At 36.4% G+C, this 22,708-nt stretch carries 17 protein-coding genes; 5 read left to right on the top strand and 12 right to left on the bottom strand.

The window, feature by feature from the left end; all coding sequences use genetic code 11:
- A partial coding sequence (locus Q0972_RS07610; RefSeq protein ID WP_299364416.1) for a heavy metal translocating P-type ATPase metal-binding domain-containing protein occupies positions 1 to 1,742 on the bottom strand: 1,742 nt, incomplete at its 3' end.
- 109 nt (positions 1,743 to 1,851) lie between these two features.
- Here Q0972_RS07610 and Q0972_RS07605 point away from each other — a divergent pair.
- Both Q0972_RS07605 and Q0972_RS07600 read left to right on the top strand, forming a co-directional pair.
- Complete coding sequence (locus tag Q0972_RS07605; RefSeq protein WP_299364412.1) at positions 1,852 to 2,529, top strand: Crp/Fnr family transcriptional regulator; 678 nt, start codon at positions 1,852 to 1,854, stop codon at positions 2,527 to 2,529.
- A gap of 21 nt (positions 2,530 to 2,550) precedes the next feature.
- Positions 2,551 to 3,705 (top strand): alpha-hydroxy acid oxidase, encoded by a 1,155-nt coding sequence (locus Q0972_RS07600; RefSeq protein ID WP_299364410.1) that lies wholly within the window; start codon positions 2,551 to 2,553, stop codon positions 3,703 to 3,705.
- Positions 3,706 to 3,792: 87 nt separating this feature from the next.
- Here Q0972_RS07600 and Q0972_RS07595 read toward each other — a convergent pair whose 3' ends face one another.
- The 4 genes from Q0972_RS07595 to Q0972_RS07580 all read right to left on the bottom strand — a co-directional run bounded on the left by Q0972_RS07595 (position 3,793) and on the right by Q0972_RS07580 (position 9,583).
- Positions 3,793 to 5,739 (bottom strand): prolyl oligopeptidase family serine peptidase, encoded by a 1,947-nt coding sequence (locus Q0972_RS07595; RefSeq protein WP_299364407.1) that lies wholly within the window; start codon positions 5,737 to 5,739, stop codon positions 3,793 to 3,795.
- A 17-nt stretch (positions 5,740 to 5,756) separates the two neighbouring features.
- Positions 5,757 to 8,957 (bottom strand): exo-alpha-sialidase, encoded by a 3,201-nt coding sequence (locus Q0972_RS07590; RefSeq protein WP_299364404.1) that lies wholly within the window; start codon positions 8,955 to 8,957, stop codon positions 5,757 to 5,759.
- A 75-nt stretch (positions 8,958 to 9,032) separates the two neighbouring features.
- Positions 9,033 to 9,185: a hypothetical protein gene (locus Q0972_RS07585; RefSeq protein WP_299364401.1), complete on the bottom strand. Its 153-nt coding sequence runs from the start codon at positions 9,183 to 9,185 to the stop codon at positions 9,033 to 9,035.
- 35 nt (positions 9,186 to 9,220) lie between these two features.
- The gene (locus tag Q0972_RS07580; protein ID WP_299364398.1) at positions 9,221 to 9,583 is read right to left on the bottom strand and encodes a hypothetical protein; all 363 of its coding nucleotides are present in this window, start codon (positions 9,581 to 9,583) and stop codon (positions 9,221 to 9,223) included.
- Positions 9,584 to 9,675: 92 nt separating this feature from the next.
- Here Q0972_RS07580 and Q0972_RS07575 point away from each other — a divergent pair, with 92 nt between their 5' ends.
- Both Q0972_RS07575 and Q0972_RS07570 read left to right on the top strand, forming a co-directional pair.
- A complete protein-coding gene (locus tag Q0972_RS07575) occupies positions 9,676 to 10,812 on the top strand; it encodes a VWA domain-containing protein (protein ID WP_299364395.1) in 1,137 nt (378 codons plus the stop codon).
- Between the two features lie 94 nt (positions 10,813 to 10,906).
- Positions 10,907 to 12,364 carry a magnesium chelatase gene (locus Q0972_RS07570; RefSeq protein WP_299364392.1) on the top strand — a complete coding sequence of 486 codons (1,458 nt, stop codon included), beginning with the start codon at positions 10,907 to 10,909 and terminating at the stop codon, positions 12,362 to 12,364.
- Positions 12,365 to 12,369: 5 nt separating this feature from the next.
- On the opposite strand, the gene Q0972_RS07565 is transcribed toward Q0972_RS07570, so the two are convergent.
- The 5 genes from Q0972_RS07565 to Q0972_RS07545 form a co-directional block, all read right to left on the bottom strand.
- Complete coding sequence (locus Q0972_RS07565) at positions 12,370 to 12,942, bottom strand: YdeI family protein (RefSeq protein ID WP_299364389.1); 573 nt, start codon at positions 12,940 to 12,942, stop codon at positions 12,370 to 12,372.
- A gap of 56 nt (positions 12,943 to 12,998) precedes the next feature.
- Positions 12,999 to 14,549 (bottom strand): M1 family metallopeptidase, encoded by a 1,551-nt coding sequence (locus Q0972_RS07560; RefSeq protein WP_299364386.1) that lies wholly within the window; start codon positions 14,547 to 14,549, stop codon positions 12,999 to 13,001.
- A gap of 94 nt (positions 14,550 to 14,643) precedes the next feature.
- A complete protein-coding gene (locus tag Q0972_RS07555) occupies positions 14,644 to 15,264 on the bottom strand; it encodes a TMEM175 family protein (protein ID WP_299364383.1) in 621 nt (206 codons plus the stop codon).
- A gap of 8 nt (positions 15,265 to 15,272) precedes the next feature.
- A complete protein-coding gene (locus Q0972_RS07550) occupies positions 15,273 to 16,418 on the bottom strand; it encodes a DUF6265 family protein (protein WP_299364380.1) in 1,146 nt (381 codons plus the stop codon).
- A 54-nt stretch (positions 16,419 to 16,472) separates the two neighbouring features.
- On the bottom strand, positions 16,473 to 18,083 hold the full coding sequence (locus Q0972_RS07545; RefSeq protein WP_299364378.1) for a nuclear transport factor 2 family protein: 1,611 nt from the start codon (positions 18,081 to 18,083) through the stop codon (positions 16,473 to 16,475).
- Positions 18,084 to 18,614: 531 nt separating this feature from the next.
- Here Q0972_RS07545 and Q0972_RS07540 point away from each other — a divergent pair.
- Complete coding sequence (locus Q0972_RS07540; RefSeq protein WP_299364376.1) at positions 18,615 to 19,442, top strand: T9SS type A sorting domain-containing protein; 828 nt, start codon at positions 18,615 to 18,617, stop codon at positions 19,440 to 19,442.
- A gap of 98 nt (positions 19,443 to 19,540) precedes the next feature.
- Here Q0972_RS07540 and Q0972_RS07535 read toward each other — a convergent pair whose 3' ends face one another.
- On the bottom strand, positions 19,541 to 21,349 hold the full coding sequence (locus Q0972_RS07535; RefSeq protein ID WP_299364373.1) for an acyl-CoA dehydrogenase family protein: 1,809 nt from the start codon (positions 21,347 to 21,349) through the stop codon (positions 19,541 to 19,543).
- Between the two features lie 86 nt (positions 21,350 to 21,435).
- Complete coding sequence (locus tag Q0972_RS07530; RefSeq protein WP_299364423.1) at positions 21,436 to 22,626, bottom strand: acetyl-CoA C-acyltransferase; 1,191 nt, start codon at positions 22,624 to 22,626, stop codon at positions 21,436 to 21,438.
- Between the last annotated feature and the right edge of the window lie 82 nt (positions 22,627 to 22,708).

The raw sequence follows: 22,708 nt of genomic DNA, 5'->3' as shown, positions 1-22,708 counted from the left end.
AAAGTTGCAGATCCGACTTTTAGATGTAGATTGTTGTGTTTGGCCTCAATACCTTTACCAACATGCTCTTCAAACTGATCGAGAGTGATAATGTTGTGTTCTTCTAGGATATTATATAAAGTCCTACTCAATGGATGATTGGATCCGCGTAGTGAATTCTTCAGTACTAAGCTTTCAGACTCGGATAGTCGGTCACCATCATATTCTGCATGGCTGTTTTGATTAGAGGTTATAGTCCCAGTTTTATCAAAAATCACGGTGTTAATTCGAGCTAGTTGTTCAATAACACTAGCATTTTTAATGTAGAACTTCAGTTTTCCAAAAATGCGCAACAGATTTCCAAAAGTAAATGGAGCGGAAAGCGCAATGGCACAAGGGCAGGCAATAATCAACACCGCCGTAAAGACATTCATAGCTTTACTTGCATCAGTAAATAGCCAATAGCTTGTTGCTATAATAGCAATAGTAAGAATAGCTATAGTGAAATGTTTGCTGATAGCATTGGTAATATTGGTAAAGTCATCTTCTTTATTCTTATTGAATACATCATTGCTCCATAACTGAGTGAGATAACTCTGTTCAACAGATTTAAGAGCTTCGAGTTCAATAACTCCATTTGTTTGTTTGCCTCCTGCGAAAAGCTTATCTCCAGATTGTTTTGAAACAGTTTGAGATTCACCGGTAACAAAGCTATAGTCTATTTTTGCCCTTCCATTGATCAATATGCCATCTACAGGAATTAATTCTTCGTTCCTAATTAATAAACGGTTTCCTTTTTTAATATCATAGACTTGAATGGCATTTTCGCTGCCATCTCTGTCAATTTTTGTGATGGCAATCGGGAAATAGGATTTATAATCGCGCTCAAAAGAAAGGAAATTATAGGTTTTTTGCTGGAAAAATTTCCCTACTAAAAGAAAGAATACCAGTCCGGCTAGACTATCAAAAAAACCAGACCCTAAATCAAATGCGATTTCAACCGTACTTCTAATAAAGAGTACTGAAACACCTAGGGCTATGGGTACATCAATATTCAAAAGTTTTGCTTTTAGACCTTTGAATGCAGAAATAAAATAATCCTGGGCAGAATAAAATACCACAGGAACGGCTAATGCAAACATGAGCCACCTAAAAAAATGCTTGTATTTTTCTAACCAAAATTCATTAATTTCAAAATACTCTGGGAAAGACAAGAACATAATATTTCCAAAGGCAAAACCCGCGACTCCAAGTTTGTAAATGAGTGTTCGGTTAATGTGTTTTTTACCAGATTCAAAATCGTCTAAACTAATGTAGGGTTCATAACCTATAGAGCTTAATAATATAACAATGGATTTTAAATCGGTAGTCTCAGAATTATAGGTGACTCTTACAGTTTTCTTTCCAAAATTTACCTGAGATGCTGCGATATTTGGGTTGAGCTTATTTAGGTTTTCAAGAATCCAGATACACGAACTACAATGAATATGGGGAATATAAAGTGTCGCGATTTCAACAGCATCGCCTCTAAATTCTGTAAGTTTTTCAATGATGTTCTCCTGAGATAGAAAATCATACTTGCCTTCAATCTCTTTTGGGATAGCACCAGGTGCGTTCTGCAAATCGTAATAGCAGGTCAGATCATTCTCGCTGAATATTTCGAATACTGTTTTACAGCCATTACAGCAAAATGATTTTTCTTGAAATAAAATAGGATGGTCACCACAGTTATCACCACAATGAAAACAGGTCTTGTTTTCCATAATATAATTTGCTCATTAATACCCAATTACAAAAGTGATATATCCTTAACATATAAAAGATGATAATTATCAGCTTTTTTCATACCTTTATAGAACTAATGAAATCGGTATGAGTAAATGTGAATCATGCATTGTTAGGGAATTTAATTCATTAAAATCCTTAACAAGAGAGGAGCTCGTTAGAGTTTCGGCATGTAAAACAGGAAAATTCTTCAAAAAAGGTCAGGTAATTTTTGAAGAAGGAGAGACACTCAATGGGGTTTATTGTGTTAAATCGGGTGTCTGTAAATTAACAAAGTTAAGTGAAAACGGAAAGGATCAGGTTGTGAAACTTGTTGTTAAAGGAGGTTTGTTGGGCAAACGTTCTTTAGTAACGGAGCAGAAGACAAATCTTAGTGCTGTTGCACTTAACGACATGGAGATGTGCTTTATTCCAAAGAGCGAAATCATGGAGGATTTGTCTAAAAATCCGAAATTCACAATGGATGTTTTACGCGAAATGGCCCACGACTTAAAGGAATCGGATCAGTCTTTGGTGAATATGGCCCAGAAGTCCGTGAAGCGTCGAATGGCAGAGATTTTGATGTACATCCATGATAACTTTGGTACAGATGATGAAGATTATCTAAGCATAGTAATATCTCGTGAGGATTATGCAAGTATAGTGGGTACAGCTACAGAGTCTGCCATAAGAATTTTGTCTCAGTTTAAAAAGGAAGGCTTAATTTCAACACGAGGCAAACAAATAAGAATAGAAGACTATGGCAGTCTAAAATGGATGGAATAAATCTGTCTTTAATTTGCTTTAATGTCTTACCAAAAGTACCTAACTCAGTATTCTAATCAGTTTCCTGCCATAGAGGATTTGGCCAGAGAAGCAAAGAAAAGAATACCTCATGTTGCATGGGAGTATTTGGAGTCTGGAACAGGTGACGAAGCTTTATTAGAGCGCAATAGACAGGCTTTTAAAAATGTTCAATTTAAACCACGATTTTGTAAAGGACATTTAGAAGCTGATATCAGTACTACATTGTTTGATAGGCACTATCCTAGTCCTATTGGTATAGCACCAGTAGGATTAACTGGTCTTATTTGGCCTGAAGCTGAGCTTATCCTTGCAAAAGCGGCAAATAGACTTCAAATTCCATTTTGCCTTAGTACCGTTGCCACTGAAACACCTGAGCGCATTGGTCCTGTAGTTGGACAGCAAGGGTGGTTTCAATTATATCCACCTAAGTCTTTAGAACTAGCCTTTGCACTGTTGGACAGGGCAAAGCAATCAGGAATTCATACCCTAGTGGTGACAGCAGATGTACCAATGGCCAGTCGTCGCGAGCGTACAAAACGAGCTGGAATGCGTATGCCACCAAAAATAACAGCTGGTCTAATATGGGATGGGATAAAGAAACCGTTTTGGACTTATCATACGTTGCGCAGAGGGTTGCCAAGGCTTCGAACTCTTCAAGATTATACTGAACAAACTGATTTTAAATTTGTTAGTGGTTTTGTTGGCAATCGATTAGGAGGTACTTTAGATTGGGATTACTGTAAAGCATTAAAGGCCTATTGGGATGGTCCCGTGCTAATAAAAGGAATTCTACATCCAAAGGATGCTGACAAAGCCATCGAGGTCGGTTTGGATGGTATCTGGATATCTAATCACGGTGGACGTCAGTTTAATGGTGCGCCTGCTTCAATAGAGGTTTTATCTGATATTGCGTGTATAGTAGATAAGCAAGTTCCTATATTGTTTGATAGTGGTGTGCGTACAGGATTGGATGTAATGCGTGCCTTATATCTAGGTGCAGATTTTGTGATGCTCGGTCGACCGTTTTTATATGGAGTTGCAGCATTAGGTAGGTATGGTCCCGATCATGTCACCCATATTCTCAGTGATGACTTAAAGAATAATATGGTTCAATTAGGTGTAGGTAATATTGAAGAGCTAAAGTCGTTATCATAAGCACTTTTGGGTAAAAAAACTGCCTGAAATACATCTCATCCATGCATTCCAGACAGCTTATTTAGCTTTGTTCGGTAAAATTATGATTTATTCGGATTCGCTTTCAATTTCTTGCGACTCGATTTCACCATCGAGGGGTTTATCTTCTTTAAGATATTTATCCAAGAATTTCACAATACTGCTGTAAGCTTCAATCTGATTTTCCTTTTTAATAAAGCCATGACCTTCATCTTCAAATAGCACATACTCTACAGGAACTCCATTTTTTCGCACGCCAGCTACAATTTCATCAGACTCCACTTGTAGCACTCTTGGGTCTTGTGCACCTTGTAATACGATTAAAGGCTTAGTGACTTTGTCAGTATGGAATAAAGGTGAAATACGTTTTAAGCGTACCGAATCTGCCGAATAAGGATCGCCTAATTCTTTGTAAAGCGCTTCTCTAAAGGATTCCCAATATGGTGGAATACTCTTCATGGTACGCATCCAGTTGGTAACACCAAAGAGATTGACACCAACATCAAATTCTTCTGGAGTGTAAGTTAAAGCGGCCATAGTCATATAACCACCATAAGAACCACCAATAATACCTATTTTATTACCATCAATTTCAGGTTGTGTAGCTAACCAATTCTTGCCTTCCACACAATCTTGCAAATCACCTTCGCCATGGTTTCTGTCGTCCATTTGGAAGAATGTTTTTCCATATCCACTACTTCCTCTGTTATTGACCGCTAACACAGCATAACCTTGATTTACCATATATTGCATTAAAGAACTAAAGTTTTGACGTGTCTGCCCTCCTGGCCCCCCATGTACCCAAACCATTGCAGGGACTTTGTTGTCTTCTGATGCCTGATGCGGCAAATAATAAATGGCTGGTATTTCAACACCATCAAATGATTTGTATCTAATCACTTTTGCAGTTACTAAATCTTTTGGATTAATATCGTCATTTAGAACATTGGTGATTCTATGTTGTGCTTTTGTTTCAAGATTATACGTGTATAAATCTGAAGGTGCATTAGAGCCACCTACGTACATTCGCATCCATTTTTCATCATCACTAAAACTAACACTTGTTATACTTTTATCTCCGAAGTCTGGAAGGTCTAACAGCTGGGAAGTTGCGGTATTAGTAACTTCAATTACATTTTTACCATCATCATTAACATAGACGACCATGTAGGTACCCTCTGAAGTAAAGCCACTGCCTAGAATATCCCAAGACTTTTCTACGACCTTTTTCTTTTCTTTCGTTGCTAGATCATAAGACATTAAATAAGAGAACTCAGAACCGTCGTCTGTAGTATAGTAGAATTTACTATTGTCTTTAGAGAAATCCTGAGCAGAATTGGCACTTAAATTATCATTTACTTTAATGGTTTCCTTTGTATTGGCATCGTAAATGAACAAATCACTATCGTTGGTGTTAACAGTTTTGGATAGTGCAAAGTAGGTCTCATCTTCGGACATGCCCGAAAAATTCATGCCGTCATTATTTTGATAGAGAATTTCTGACGAGTAATCGTCTATGGACATTTTATACACATCAAAAAATCTGGGGTCTCTTTTATTGGACCCATAGTATAGATGTTTATCATCTTTAGACCATCCGTAAAAACTCGATTTAACTCCTTCAAATGGTGTAACATCCTTAATGCTTCCATCTAATTCCCTAACATATAAATGATCAATTTCATCACCATTTCCATCTGCGCTTAACAACATTCTGTCATCTTCAGGGAAATAAGAATTTGCAAAATAAGATGTACTATCCGATTGTGTAATAGGTGTCATCTCACCACCTGTTGCAGGAACCGTATAAGCATTGTAGATCCCGGTACGATTACTTGAAACTAAAAGTTTACTATTGTCCGAAGAGAAACTTCCTCCACCAACGGCTTCGTTGTCCATAAATTGCTCAATCGTATAAAGCTGTACTTCGCGCTCAGCGACGTCCTTATCTTTTTTGTCCTCTTTACAAGAGAAAACAAAAAGAAGAATGATTAAGGTTAAAATTTTTGATTTCATATAATTGATTTTATTGATTAATCTGTACTAAAAATTTTTATTTCTTTAAACGGATTGATTTGAATTTGGCTCATCTTGGTTTGATAGTCTTTCCAAGTGGTATTGAAAAAATTATTGGTGTCTCCAAATACTTTATCCAAAGCGTCTTTTGCATGTTTAATAAGTGTTGTCTCTGTTGGGGTTAGCCCTGTTTGACTATTGTTTACATAATTCCTGGCCAATCCTAGACGTTGCATTGGTGTAACCTCAGGATTTCTGGTAATCCCTTGACGTTTATCTTCTTTGCCTAAAAAGCTATCAATGAGGCTATCTATAGCTTTTATAGTTTCTTTTGAAAGCTCTATTTCGTCCTTGTAATTATCTTTATCTAGTTTAGAGAGTTCTTTTTTATAATCCTCAGCAATAGTCTTGCTTTCAACTAACTGTTTTACTGCATCAGCTGCTGTTTGTTGTAATTTTTCTAATTGCTTAGCCGAAGCATACACTTCATTAATATTGTTTTGGGATACATTAAGTCTTGGGTCGGATTCAATTGTTATTTTAGTTTCCGACATAAAATCACCATAGTGTAAAACCGCTTTATAGATTCCTGGAATAACATTGACACCGCGAGGTTCTCTAGTTCGCTTTCTAATGGTGCGTGATGGATAGTCTGCACCAGCTTCATTCATGTACCATGTCCATTTATGAATACCATTTTCTTCGGGGGCTTTTTGTTTTAAAGTTCTTATTAAACGATCTCCATCGTACAGTTTTAATGTTAGCGAATCCCATTTGACAACATTTTCTTCTTTTTCATCCACATCATCTATACTGTCATCTTCTGTATCTTCATTTTTAGGCTGTTCTTTTTTATTAAAAAGATAGGTGAATCTTGCACCATAATCACGATTTTCTCCATTATATAGGGCATCTCCGCCGAAACGACTTCCTGTTGGTTGCTGGTATGCCGCTTGGTAAGCTGTTGGCGGATTAAACAATTTAATAGTTGAATTCATCACTGCTTTGTTTTTGGCCATTTCGCGTAACGGGCTAATATCATCCAATACCCAAGCTGCTCTTCCAAAAGTTCCAATAACTAAATCATGTTCTCTTGGATGAATCACCAAATCCTTGACGGAAGTCGTAGGAAAGCCTTCTGTCCATTTGGCCCATTTTTCACCTGCATCGATAGAGATATATAAGCCATCGTCGGTACCTAAAAACATTAAGTTAGGTTCAACCAAATCCTCAACAATGGCTAATGTGTAGCTTTGTACATCATTTCCATCGACAATGCGCTCCCAAGTTTTACCATAGTTTTTTGTTCTAAAAGCATAGGGTTCATAGTTGAAGCGTCTATAATCGTTTACAATTAAGAGGGCTTCACCTTTATTCTTATTCGAAGCCTTTATTTGGGCTATCCAACTTCCATTAGGTAACCCTTTAATATTTTTGGTCACTTCAGTCCAATTTTTACCACCATCAGTTGTATAATGAACACGACCATCGTCTGTTCCGGCCCAGAGCATATCCTTTTCTAATACTGAAGGTTCTATCACCAAAATGGTACAATGGTTCTCGGCACCAGTGGCATCCATGGTTAATCCACCACTTTCAGCTTGTTTTTGTTTTTCTGGATCGTTGGTGGATAGGTCAGGGGAAATGACGGTCCACGTTTCTCCTTTATCAGTTGATTTATGCACAAATTGACTTCCGAAGTAAATGGTGCTATTGTCGAAAGGATCAATATTTATGGCCGAATTCCAGTTGAATCGTAAACGCACATCTGGATCTGGATGTGTAGGCCGTACACCATAATTATTTCCTGTTTGCCAATCGTAGCGACTAACGTAACCTTGTTGACTCATGGACCAACCATAGCGCGAATCATCTCTGTCCGGCACTACATCAAAACCATCGCCGAAACTTATTTCTTGCCAGTAACTGTTCCTAATGCCTTGAGCACGCCAAACATAGGCAGGTCCTCGCCAAGATCCGTTGTCTTGCATGCCGCCATACACATTGTAAGGGTATTCGTTGTCAATTGCAATATGATAGAATTGTGCCACTGGTAAGTTGCCAATAAAACGCCATGTTTTGCCACCGTCTTTAGTGATATTCATACCACCATCATTACCATCAATCATAAAGCTTCCATCTTCGTGATGTATCCACCAAGCGTGGTGGTCGGGATGCACACCATTGCTAACACCATATGCTGGCATCAATTGAACGAAATTTTTACCACCATCTTCTGAGACATTAACGTAAGTAAAAATTGAATAAACTCTGTTTTCATTTTGTGGATCGACATAAATGTCTGAGTAATAAAAAGGTCGATTACCAATATCGTTCTTATCGTTTATTTTTTCCCATTTAAAACCGCCGTCGGTGCTTTTATATAAAGCATTTTTCTTAGCTTCTACAAGAGCGTAAACGATATTAGGTTTTCCAGGGGCTATGGCTATACCAATTCGACCTAGGTTTCCTTTAGGCAGCCCATCCTCATCCGTTATTTTTTTCCAAGTTTTTCCGCCATCATGGGTAATATGAAGTCCAGAACCTTCGCCTCCAGAATTAAAAAACCAAGGATCACGCTTGTGCTCCCAAAGTGCAGCAATAAGCTTGTTGGGATTAGTTGGATCTATCACTAAATCCGCTACACCTGTTTTGTTATTGGCAAAAAGTATCTTATTCCATGTTTTGCCACCATCAATAGTTTTAAAAACGCCACGTTCGGGATGTATGCCCCAAGGAGAACCAATAGCTCCAACATAAACAACGTCGGGATTTGTAGGATCGACGATGATTCTGTGGATATGCCTTGTTTTTTCCAAACCCATAGCCATCCAGGTTTTTCCACCATCTAAAGACTTGTAAATACCATAACCGCCATTTAATGAATTGCGAGGATTGCCTTCACCTGTCCCTACCCATATGACACTAGGATTAGACTGTTGAATTTTAACGGCGCCTATGGAAGCGGTCAATTCCTTATCAAAAATAGGTTCCCATTTTATACCTCCTGAGGTTGATTTCCAAAGACCGCCAGAGGCCGTTCCAACATACATGATGTCAGGATTGTCAACAACAACATCTATAGCAGTGACACGACCAGACATACCTCCAGGACCAATATTCCTTGGAGTCATATTTTTTACCATGTCCATCGAAAATTCTTGTGCAGAAAAAGTTGCCGTGCAAATGAGCAAAAGCAATGAAAAAAATCGATTCATTAGTTTAGGGTTAGTTAAATGAAGCCTAAAATTAAGGAAAAGATTATTGAGAAGTCTTAATGTGGTGTTAAGGAATTATAGATCGCCTAATAATAGAGGGATATCGGAATCATCATGGGTATTACTTATGGACCAACGCGATCCATAGATATCTTCGTATTCTATTAAGAATTTTAGATCGCTAGCCGCTAATGCATCACTAAAAGATTGTATGTCTTTCTCGTCCATAATATGAATGAGTTTTATCATTTCATTCGCAGGTACTAGAAAGTGCTGGTCAAATAATTTATGCTATCCATTCCTTTATTTGCTTTTAAGATATGAGTAAATAAGTCATCTGTATTGTTAAAGCTATACTCGGAATTAATTGAAAGCTCAACCTTTTCAATAAAAGCGGGTCCAACGCCTTTATTTCCTATAACAATTTGATGGCCTTCCGACGAATTACTAATCCACTGACTGAGATAGGGTAATACACTAGCACTCTGCTGTTTTTGCATCAGTTTGTTTTCTTCTCTGGCGAGATAAGATTGGTAGAGCAGGGCAATCAGTGAAATAACACTTATAAATAAGGCAGAAGAGCTCATTATTTTTTCCGTAGTCCATTTTATTCTCTTTTTGCCCATAAGATTCTATTATTTCGAAGTAAAGTTAATAAATTGTTAGAATACAATGGTGCTTTGAGCACTAGGAGAAAAAGCACTATTTTTACATGTAGATGGAAAAGAAAATAAACAAATCGGGTTTTGTGTTTAAGACCTATGAAGCACCAAGCCAATCACCATTCGAGAAACTTTTTGAGATTTTTAAAGAACTCATCACCTATACTTCTGGTGATTTTGACGAAGCTATTGATTGGTTAAGACAGTTGGATAAAGAGTATAACTTAACCACTCCGGAGTATACCATTGACGATTTTATTGAAGACTTAAAAAATAAAGGCTATATACGAGAAGAAATTGATCCTACGGGTGATGGCAGTGGAAAAGGAAAAACAACAATAACGGCTAAGACCGAACGTGCCATTCGCAAACAAGCTTTGAATCATATTTTTGGTAAAATAAAACGAAGTGGGTCTGGTAATCACAAAAGTAAAGGTGTTGGATTAGGCGACGAACATACAGGTGATTTTAGAGCTTATCAGTTTGGGGATGCATTAGAAAAAGTATCAATGACTGAAAGTCTTAAGAATGCACAGATCAATCATGGTGTAGGGGATTTCAATCTTACAGAAGACGATTTAGTGGTGGAAGAAACACTGCACAAAAGTCAAATGAGTACTGTGTTGATGATTGATATAAGCCACAGTATGATCCTCTACGGTGAGGACCGTATTACACCAGCCAAAAAAGTAGCTATGGCCTTGTCAGAATTAATAACAACAAGATATCCAAAAGACAGTCTAGAAATTTTAGTGTTTGGTAATGATGCCTGGCCCATAAAGATTAAGGATTTACCGTATTTAAAAGTAGGACCATATCACACTAATACAGTAGCAGGCCTTCAATTAGCCATGGATATGTTGCGCAGAAAGCGAAATACTAACAAGCAAATTTTTATGATCACTGATGGTAAGCCTAGCTGTTTAAGATTACCAGATGGGCAATACTACAAAAACAGTAATGGTCTAGATCCTTATATTACTAATAAGTGTTATGCTATGGCGCAACAGGCCAGACGTTTGCATATCCCAATTACCACATTTATGATCGCCGAGGATCCTTATCTTATGCGATTTATAAGAGAATTTACGCAAGCTAATAGAGGAAAAGCATTTTACACAGGATTGAAAGGTTTAGGTGAAATGATTTTTGAAGACTACGAAAATAATAGGAAAAGAAGAATTAAAGGATAATTATTAGCTGTTAGCTTTTAGGAATTAGCCATTAGCTTATATAAATTGAGCTTGTGTTGCTAATAGCTAAAAGCCAATGGCCAAAAGCTAGAAAATGAAGACTATAAAAACACTAGGAGAATTAAATAAGATAGGTTATCAATCAAAATCCATAAAAGATGAACTGAGGGATAATTTAATTAAAAACATAAAACATAAAGTTAAAACTTTTGAAGGCATTCACGGGTATGAGCATACTGTGATTCCTGAGTTAGAGCGTGCTATTTTGTCGAGGCATAACATTAATTTGTTAGGTCTTAGAGGGCAAGCAAAGACACGTTTAGCTCGTATGATGGTGAATCTTTTGGATGAGTATATCCCAGTGGTCGAAGGTTCTGAAATAAATGACGACCCTTTAAACCCAATTTCGAGATATGCGGTTGAATTAATTTCAGATAAAGGCGATAACACACCAATAACCTGGTTACATCGCGATGAGCGTTTTGCTGAGAAATTAGCAACACCAGATGTTACGGTTGCAGATATTATTGGCGATGTGGATCCGATTAAAGCCGCGAATTTAAAACTGAGTTATGCTGATGATCGTGTTATTCATTACGGTATGATACCTCGTGCTAACCGCTGTATTTTTGTTATTAATGAGTTGCCAGATTTACAAGCTAGGATTCAGGTGGCACTGTTTAATATTTTACAGGAAGGCGATATTCAGATCAGAGGGTTTAAATTACGCTTGCCATTAGATATGCAGTTTGTGTTTACGGCTAACCCGGAAGACTATACCAATCGTGGTAGTATCGTGACGCCTTTGAAAGACAGAATAGGCTCACAGATTCTAACACACTATCCAGCCAATGTAGACATTGCACAAACCATAACTGCTCAGGAAGCAAAGCTAGACGAACGTCAGTCTGCATCGGTCTATGTACCAGAATTAGCGAAAGAACTTTTAGAACAAATTAGCTTTGAAGCTCGCGAGAGTGAATATGTCGATGTAAAAAGTGGCGTAAGTGCGCGTATGAGCATAACAGCTTTTGAAAATTTATTGAGTACAGCCGAACGTCGTGCCTTATTATCTGGTGATGAAAGTACAGCAGTACGTTTATCCGATTTTATTGGTGTGATTCCGTCTATTACTGGTAAGGTAGAGTTGGTGTACGAAGGCGAACAGGAAGGAGCCGATTTTGTTGCCAATACCTTGATTGACGAAGCCATTAAAACCTTATTCCCAAAATACTTTCCAAAAATTGAAAAGTTAGAAAAGCAAGGCGAAGAAACGCCTTATGATAATATTGTGTCTTGGTTCTTTAATGGTGATGGATTTGAGCTTTTAGATTATTTTAACGATGCGCAGTACAAATCTAAATTAGATGAGGTAGAGCCTTTGGATACTTTAATAGCAGAGCATCAACCTGATATTGATCCAAGGGATATCTACTTTGAAAAAGAATTTGTGCTTTGGGGCTTGGTACAGTATAAGAAGTTGAGTAAGTATCGCTATTCAGAAGGCCTACAGATTAAGGATCCTTATGGTAGTTATATAAGTGGATTATAGTATCATTACCAACTATCTCTACTCTTAATATTTGCATCACAGAGTCTTATGATCTCTGCGATTCTCTTTTGTCGTGTCGCTTCGCGCTTGGCACTGTTAAGCCATGATAAATAACTTTTTCTATAACCTTTGCTAAAGTTTTGATAATTTTCAAACGCTCTCGGATTAGCATCAAAGGCTTTTTGAAGTTCAGGTGGTATAATACCATTTTCAACATCGTCCATGGCTGTCCATGTTCCAGTAGCTTTGGCCAATTCAATCATCTTATAACCGCTTTCTTGAATTAAGCCTTGTGCTTCAAGTTCTACGATATATTTTTTGTTGAGTGCGCTCCAAGTGCTTTTAGGATTCCGTGGCGAAAAATATTGTCTACGTTTTCCATGACCTAGGCTTTTTACGGTGGAATCTATCCACCCAAAACACAAGGCTACCTTTACAGCGTCTTCCCATCGCATGGTAGGCATTCCTGTGTCGAGCTTGTAAAAGATAAGATATACAGCTTGATGCTTATCATGGTTGTGCAATAACCAGTCGTACCAATCGGTGTCGCGTTCAAAATAAAGTTCTGGGAATTCCATATTTCATAGTGTATTTGTCATTCCTGTGAAAGCAGGAATAACAGTAGCAGTGGTATTTAAATTTCCTTAGAATAGATATAATAATCTCTGTCAATTTTAAAATCTTTACCTTCAAAAGGTTTAGTTTTCCATTCAGAACTTGGGAATATCCATTCGGTTTTTCCATCGATTTCTACTTCAATTGGCATATCAAAATCTTTGACAATATCGATATACCTAAACTTAAGTTCACCATTTTTAATCGTATATTCTAAGGTTGGAATGCGTATATCTCTTAAATATTGGTTAAAAAAAGCAGTGAGGTTTTTATTGGTCTTTTCGCTAAGGTAGTCCTCAATTTGTTTTGTAGTTACCGTTTGGTGGTAAAATTCGGTATTCAATCCTCTTAGAATCTGTCGCCATAACTCATCATTTTCGATAAGCTGGCGTAAGGTATGTAACATATTGGCACCTTTGTAATACATATCACTAGATCCTTCATGGTTTACATTATAATATCCTATGATTGGTCGATCATTTTGAATATTAGCTCTACAACCAATTACGTAATCTGCTGAAGCTTCTTTGCCATAATAGTAATCCAAAAACAGATTTTCAGAATAATTAGTGAAGCTTTCATGAATCCACATGTCGGCAATATCCTTGTTGGTAATACTATTGGCAAACCATTCGTGACCAGCTTCATGAATTATGATAAAATCAAATTTTAAACCCCATCCGGTCCGTGACAAATCACTGCCCAAATATCCGTTTAGGTATTTGTTGCCATATGTTACCGAGCTTTGATGTTCCATACCTAAATACGGGACTTCAACCAACTTAAAACTGTCTTCGTAAAATGGATAAGGACCAAACCAATGTTCAAAAGCCTTCATCATTTTTGGTGCATCTTTAAACTGTTTTTTAGCAATTTCCAGATTATAGGATAAAACCCAATAGTCCATATCTAAAGGGCCCTTTTCCCCTTGATAGACTTCTGAAAAATTAACGTAGTCTCCAATGTTAACATTCACTCCATAATTATTTATAGGATTAGATACAAACCACTCGTATAATTTGAAACCACCGTATTCATATTCGTGAGTGTCACGCAGGCGACCATTGGCAACGGCAATTAGATCTTTAGGGACGTCTATGGCAATGCGCATACTGTCTACTTCATCATACATATGATCTTTATTAGGCCACCAAACACTGGCTCCTAAACCTTGGCAAGATGTAGCAATAAAATCTTTTCCATTTTTATCTTTTTTCCATGAAAAGCCACCATCCCAAGGTGCATTTACCGCTTCTTTTGGTTTTCCGGCATATTGAATATATAGTTCATTGTATTCTCCAGGAACTTGTTTCTTTTTAAGGATTATGAAATATGCAGGACCAATTTTATTGTAGTCTAAATCCTCATTATCTTGAGAAATCGCAGTTATTTCTAATGGTTCTTGTAAATCAATCTGAATGATATTATGTGATTTTAAAACCTTGTAGTGTACAACGTTATAACCCGCAATATATTTTTTATCCGGTTGCACCTTAATATTTAGGTCATAATACGTTAAATCCCACCATTCACGCTCAGGTGTAATACTTCCTCTTAGCGTGTCTTGCATAGTAAAGCTAGATCTGTCTTGAAGTAATTGAGCTTTACAATACCCACAAAAAATTAAATAGACGATTATTATGTTTATGTTTTTCATTTACCTTTTAAAATACATTTGGATATTTTTTTCTAAACAGTACACCGTTGTAATAACAAATGGGACCTAGAAATACATATACAAAGCCTGGAAACCCAATTTGCATACCAATCTGAAAGATAGAAAGTATTACAGATACAAATCCAATTATTACAAATATTAAAAAATGCTTATAATAAAATTTGAGCTTAAGCGGATTTTCGTTATTACTATCTTTTTTAAAGGCTCTCCAGTACAAAAATGAATATGCGATAAATACAAGGATAAATCCAACACCATAAAGTATAAACAGTTGTGCTAAATCGTCCATGGTCATGCCAATTTGTTGTGTTATCGAATTGATAAGGGTTTTTAACGGAAATAAGTAGAATAAAATAGTAAATAGTAGTAATGTATTTGCACTGATAATCCAATTGTCAACATATTTGGTACGTTGAAAAAAGTTATAGTGTGCTTTCCATAGCATCATCATTACAAAAAAGGCTACCCCAAAGCTGATAAATAAGGGTAACTGCGAATTAATATTTTTGATGTCTATAGTCGTTCCGACATCAACGACCATTAAAGTTGAAGCAAATGCAAAAATCCCATCACTGAGTGTTGCTACTCGACCTTTTGAATGTTTCATAATTAAAACTATTGTTTTAAGATGAGTGTACCAAAGATATTGGCATCGATCCAGCCACGATTTTTATCATCGCCTTCAACTTCTACAGATCCAATAAAATTTTCGCGATGCTCACTATGATCATTATCACAGTATGCCAACGCAAAACCTATATTTTTATTGGCACTTAGTTTTACAGGTGTATTTTTTGCATCGTCTGTATAGCTGTCATCAAATAGTAGAATCTTTACTTCCCAGATAGAAATCTTATTTGTGGTAATACGTTTAGATTCTATATGCGAATTGTAGAGTTTGCCTTTTCTCTTCGTCGACATATCCACGACATTACCATCTAGAGCGATATGGTAGGCAAACGCATTATGGTTATACTGATGATTTCCGCCACTGTTATTCTCATCTATGAATATCTCTAGGCAATCGTCATCCCACCACGTTTTTAGTGGATCCTTAGTGTTGTCTAATAATATATCATCTTTTATTTCTGCAAGCAAATACAGCGCCTTTTCTGTCCAGGCTAGTTTGTATCTTCCTTCAAAATCTTCAGGGGTGTAGTTGCTACCTAGCCATATTTGGTCTATTGGATACCACTTAGTGTTTGTCCAAATCGTCTCATTTGCTTTACCATCAATGATAGGTTGTTCTTTGGCGTAATTTACCTTTATAAGCTGTTTAGTTGGTTTAGTGTTTTCCTTTTTATGGTAGTTAAACTTTACGGTTTCAACTTTGCCTTCATTTTCAATATCGACATAAACATTCATTTCAGTAGTACTCACTTTTTCAAATGCCATGCCTTCAAAAATAACTTTATCTTCGGTAATGAACTTTAAGGGAAAATCTACGGTCTCATTTTTGGTTTCCCATCCCTTTAAATCTTCTCCAAAATGTTTTAATTGAAGGATAAGACTATTTTCAATTTCTTGGATAACTTCGATCTCATAAAAAGAGACTTTACCATCATTAATGAGTTTGAATGTTGCCATCATAGAGCCACCCGAAGGTTCGCTCCAGATTTCTTCTATAATTCCTCCAAAAGCTTCACCATGCCAAGTACCAGAAATCCATTTGATGTTCTCTAGTTTGGGTTCTAAGGTTTTGTCTTGTGAGTAAGCAAAAGTACTTATCAGGACAATTAAAATATTGGCAATGTATTTCATTTTATTTTTTATGTTAAAGACATTTATCATCACTAAAAATGGACAAATAGTTATCTATTGTATAAAGGTAACTTTAGAAATTAAGCCTTCTTTAATTTCATAAATGGCTATAGCATAATAGATTTTTCCATTAATGGTCACTTTTTCTTTATCTATCACTTTGTTGCCCAAGACAATTCTATTCATAATTTCTGCATTTAAGTCTGGTACCGAATTAAACATAGTTTCGTAGCGTTTTTTTAGTGCGGCATTCCCATCAGTTGTTAAATTATCAGGAAGTAAATAGAGTTTTACATCCTTGGCATAAGTTTTTGCAAATTCTTCAACGTCTCTATTATTATAAGCCTCGAGTTGTTTGTTAACGATGGTTTCTGGATTAGATGTTGTTTTTCTGTTTCTAATAAATGTCATAGAGTTAATGTCTTCTTTATCTACATCATATATGGTAGCTTGTCTAATGGTCATGTTGTTGATAGTTACCAATTCGTCATCAATAACTTTGTTTTTTAAAACCATACGATTTAATATCTTGACATTGGCTTTCTTGTTATTGTTAAAAAATTGCCTGTAATTATCTTTTAGCGTTTTTCGACTAGAATACATATAGTCTTTAGGAAATCGATTGACTATGACATTGTCGTCGAAGGCATTTGCAAAATCATTCAATCGTCTTGTGTTAAAAGGCTCCACATGTTTTTGAACCACAGCGGAGGCTTCAGCTTCACTTAATATAGGTTCAACACTTAACTCATTAGAGGTTGTATTGGAATTGCTACTACTTTCTTGGGTAGAATCTCCAGAGTCTAAATCGCCTGCAATCAGCAGCTTTGTTCCTTTGGGATTAATAGCGATTCGTGTAATTTTAGTAATACCGTAAGATGATAGATCCGCTACTCTTTTCCAGTTGTTATCCTTTTTTAAAGTTAATTTGTACAGAATACCATTCTTTCCGGATAATAAAGTTCTGCTGTCTAGCCAACAGATATCTTCAATCCCCTGCATAGTATTTGCAATGAGCCTGGTAATACCGTTATTTGGATTGAGAGAACGTATTTGCCAGCGTTTATCATTTTCTTTATATATGAAACTCACCAAATCTGAATTTGGGATCTTATGGAAAGAACGCCCAACTTTTGTAGCATACTTTCTGCTTTTTCCTTTGGTAATGTCCGTAACAAACAAATTTAATTGTTCATCTTCTATGACTGCAGATACCGTAGTGTTCTCATCATACCAAGTATAATAAGCCACAACTAAGTCTTTTATAAGCTCTGTAGGTTCACCATTGCTTAAATTATAAGAATATAGGCGTTGCTTCCCGTCGTCATCTAATCTAACTGCAGAAACCGCATTTTTATTTGGGATTTTAAGAGGTGTATATTCTCCCCCTTTGGTATAATTGATGTATGTCTTTGATTTGTAATTAATATGATATTGGGAAATATCGGTTTGCCCATTTCTCGCTGATGCAAAAAGGACTTTATCTCCATCCATAAACGAAGGTTGATTGTCATAGCCTTCGTTGTTAGATATGTTAATACCGTTAGTGACTTCAATTTTGGAATTTTTAAATTCTAAATCGAATAAAAAGATTTCGGTATTGGATTGAGAAGAGGAATAAGTAGCGAAAAGAAGGGAAAATAGGATTAAAAAATAATATTTCATGATTTAGCAAGAATGATTGCTTAAATATAATGATTATCTAGTTTCAAGGCTATTTGATTTAGTGAATTTTAATTAAAATTGTAAGAAAAATAATAATATATATGTATTTTATCGAATAAATTATGCTTTTAATCGTTTATTTTGTATTTTTAACGATATGGATAGTCTTGAATTATTTAAATATCGGTTTAATCTGTTATAGACATTTAAGATCAAACCGTGATAAATAATTCTGAGTAATTTTTTTGATCTTCATATTTTAGTTAGTTAGTGAAAAGTCTCAAGATATTCTATTTTGAGACTTTTTTACATTGTTACTTCAAGAATCAGTTAATGACTTATTGTCTTCTTAATTGCTATCTCACTTTGGGATTTGGAATAAAATCAAATTAATGCTATGCATTTTGTAGAGATTATTTGCATACTAGAGAAGTTCATCGTCTAATATGAGCTTTCATGGGAATATTTAAGTATTTGTAAGAGATATTGGTTTAGTTTGATAAGCCTATTAATTATTAAACTATAACCTCATTGAATTCTTCTAATCTAAAAGTCATATCGATAGCTTTATTGACATTATTGTTGTCTGTAGTAAATGTATATGCTACTAACAACAATAAAAGTATTGATAAAGACATCCTTGATTTGGAGCAACCAACCAATGATTTGAGGCGTAAAATTAGATTAGGCTTTACAGCACCAAGTACAATGCATAGGCAGTTATTATTAACAGAAGATGAAAATGCAACCCCTGGTATTGATTGGGGTTATGATGGGGCATACTACGAAACGGATTATGCGGATATGTACTGGTTGATAGAGAATCAGTTTTTTACCATTCAGGGAACAAATGTGGTGAATGAGGATTCAAATTTTCCCTTAGGATTCCACATTAATAATGATGGTATTAGTACCATAGGTATAGACGCATTAGAAAATATTTCTGATGAATTTAACCTTTATCTTTATGATAGTGAACTAGGAATTTATCATAATTTAAGAGATGGTGGATACGATTTTTTTGCTGAGGCAGGCGAATATCTAGAACGCTTTGAGTTGGTTTTCTCTATACCACAAGAATCTTCAGAAGCCTTGTCAGTAGATGAAAATGAAATCGATAAGTTAAAGATATACTATAACAGCGATATAAATACATTAACATTAAATAACCCTCTGGGTGTTACGCTAAAGAAGTTATCTATTTATAATATTGCGGGTCAATTAGTTTATGTTGATTCGTTAAATGAAGCCTCATCAAAGCTTAATGTACAATTTAACAATCAACAGTCTCAGGGTGCATATATTGTACTTATTGAAACGGATAGAGGAGCCGTCTCTAAAAAGGTTTTATTTTATTGAATACTGAATAATCGTAGTTATTGAAAAAATCAAAAAAAGCCAATCCAATCCGATAGCTATCAGGAGAATTGGCTTCTTCATTTCTAACTTAAACTAAATTAAAAACAGTACTCGTTTTCTTCAGATAATTTATCCGCAATTTGTGTACGTAAGGCCACAACATTAGGCATGTTGGTATATTTTGTAAATCGCTTTAAACCCATAAGCATCATTCTCTGCTCATCACCTTCAGCAAAACTTACAATACCTTCTTTGGCATTTTTGGTTATTGTGTCAACGGCATTGTACAAATACAATTTTGCCATAGCGATTTGATGGGCTTGTGCCTCTTCTCCAAAACGTTTTGCATTCTTCTCGGTTCTTAAAATCGTAGACTCAGCCATGTAAATCTCTATTAAGATATTAGAAGCCGCTAACAATAATTGTTGATGTTGCTCTAAATCTGGTCCAAATTTCTGAACAGCAGAACCAGCAACCATTAAGAATACTTTTTTCAATTTTGCGATCATCTCTTTTTCTTCAGAGAATAATTCTGAATAGTCAGGCGTATCAAAAGATGGAATACCCATTAATTCGTCGGCAACTTTCATAGCAGGGTCCAGTAAGTCAACATGTCCTTTAATAGCTTTTTTAACCAACATACCAACAGCTAGCATTCTATTGATTTCGTTGGTTCCTTCATAAATACGAGAAATACGAGCATCTCTCCATGCAGCTTCCATAGGTGTGTCTGCAGAAAAGCCCATGCCTCCAAAAACTTGAATACCTTCATCTGAGCAGTTTTGAATATCCTCAGAAACGGCAACCTTTAATATAGAACATTCTATGGCGTACTCTTCAACACCTTTTAACTCGGCCTCTTGATGCGAATTGCCTTCGGATTGACGGATAGCTATACGATCTTCTATATTTTTAGCAGCTCTATAACAGGCTGATTCACCAGCGTAACAACTTGTGGCCATTTCAGCAAGTTTAGATTTAATAGCTCCAAATTTTACAATTGGTGTTTTAAACTGAACACGTTCGTTAGCATATTTTATAGCCTCAGTAATCACGCGGCGTTGTGCATCTAAACACGCTGCTGCTAATTTGATACGACCAACATTAAGTGCATTCATAGCAATCTTAAATCCGCCACCACGTTCTGATAACATATTTTCGACAGGTACTTTGGTTTCATTAAAGAATACCTGACGTGTAGAGGAGGAGTGGATACCTAGTTTGTGTTCTTCTTCACCTAAAGTGATTCCGTTGGGATTGTCTTTGTCATATTCTACAATAAAGCCAGTGATGTTTTTATCGTCTTCAATACGTGCAAAAACAATGAAGGTCTCGGCAAAACCAGCATTAGAAATCCACATTTTCTGTCCTGAGATTAAATAGTGCTTTCCATCATCAGATAAAACGGCTTTAGTCTTACCAGAGTTAGCATCAGATCCTGCGCCTGGTTCTGTTAGGCAATACGCTCCAAACTTTTCACCAGTCGCGAGGGCTGGTACGTATTTTTTCTTTTGTTCTTCTGTACCATATAGTGTTATTGGCATGGTGCCAATCCCTGTATGTGCTCCAAAAGCAGTAGCAATAGATCCTGTAGCACCAGAAATATAATCACAGACTAACATTGTGGATACAAATCCCATTTCTAATCCATCGTATTCTGCTGGTACCGCAATACCCAATAATCCTAATTCACCTGCCTTGCGCATAATTTCTTCCGTAAAGGCATAATCTTTCTTTTCGAAACGTTCTTTGTTGGGCCAAATTTCTCTGTCCACAAACTCCCTTACCGTTTCTAGCATCATTTTTTGTTCTTCGGAAAAATCTTCTGGCGTGAACACATCGTCACAACTGGTTTCCTTCACAAGGAATTGACCACCTCTTAAAATATCTTTTTCTATAGTTTCCATATTTAATAGATTTTAGTAGTTTGTATTGAGTATAGAGATGAATTCCTTATTTGTCTCACTACTCAAATTTCATATCTCAATTCTAATTAATTCAAAAATTCAAATATTCCCGCTGCGCCTTGTCCAGTACCTACACACATGGTTACCATGCCATATTTGCTTTGCATGTTACGCTTACGCATTTCATCAAATAATTGCACTGAGAGCTTAGCACCAGTACAACCTAGAGGATGGCCAAGGGCTATGGCACCACCATTAACATTGACGATATCCTGATTTAAGCTTAATTCTCTCATGACTGCTAATGATTGAGAAGCAAAGGCTTCGTTCAATTCAATCAGTTCAATATCATTTTGTGAAAGGCCAGCTTGTTTTAATGCTTTTGGAACAGCGACAACAGGGCCAATACCCATAATCCTTGGAGGTACACCAGCAGCGGCATAACTTACTAACCTGGCAATAGGCTCTAGATTTAGTTCCTTCACCATATCCTCACTCATTACCAATACAAATGCTGCACCATCACTTGTCTGTGATGAATTGCCAGCAGTAACCGAACCACCTTGGGCAAAAACAGGGCGTAATTTGGCGAGAGCCTCTTTGCTAGTTCCTTTTCTTGGTCCCTCGTCTTTAGAAACTGTAAACTTGCGGTTAGCTTTTTTACCATTAGCATCGACATAAGTTTCTTCAATTTCTATGGGTACAATCTGATCTTGGAAACGATCTTCTTCCAAAGCTTTTAAAGCTTTCGTATGGGAGTTGTAAGCAAACTCGTCTTGGTCTTCTCTAGATACTTTATACTTTTCAGCAACGGCTTCTGCAGTATTGCCCATTCCCCAATAATAATCTTCATGTCCAGAGTTGACGATTTCATAATTAAGTTCAGGTTTGAAGCCTGTCATAGGTACCGAACTCATACTTTCGGCACCACCAGCAATGATGCAGTCTGCCATACCCGCTTGTATTTTTGCTACGGCCATGGCAATGGTTTCTAATCCTGAAGAACAAAAACGGTTCACTGTGACTCCAGGAACATCAACAGTGTTTAAACCGATCAACGAAATGATTCGTGCCATATTAAGCCCTTGAGAGCCCTCTGGCATGGCATTACCAACAATAACGTCGTCTATGCGGGTAACGTCAAAATCTGGTAGTTTATTCATCATATATTGAATGGTCTCTGCCGCGAGTTCATCAGCTCTTTTAAACCTGAAACCACCTTTTTTGGACTTACCTACGGCAGTTCTATATCCTTTTACTATATATACTTGTTTCATCATTTTTTGCTTTTTGCTATAGGCTCTTGGCTTTTAGCATCTAAATTGTTTTTTATAAGGGTAATGGCTTGTTACTTACATA

It is taken from the genome of Winogradskyella sp., from assembly GCF_028282165.1.
In the GTDB taxonomy this organism is placed as follows: Bacteria; Bacteroidota; Bacteroidia; order Flavobacteriales; family Flavobacteriaceae; genus Winogradskyella.
Note: the sequence above shows the minus strand (reverse complement) of the source record. Positions and strands in the feature narration are given on the sequence as shown.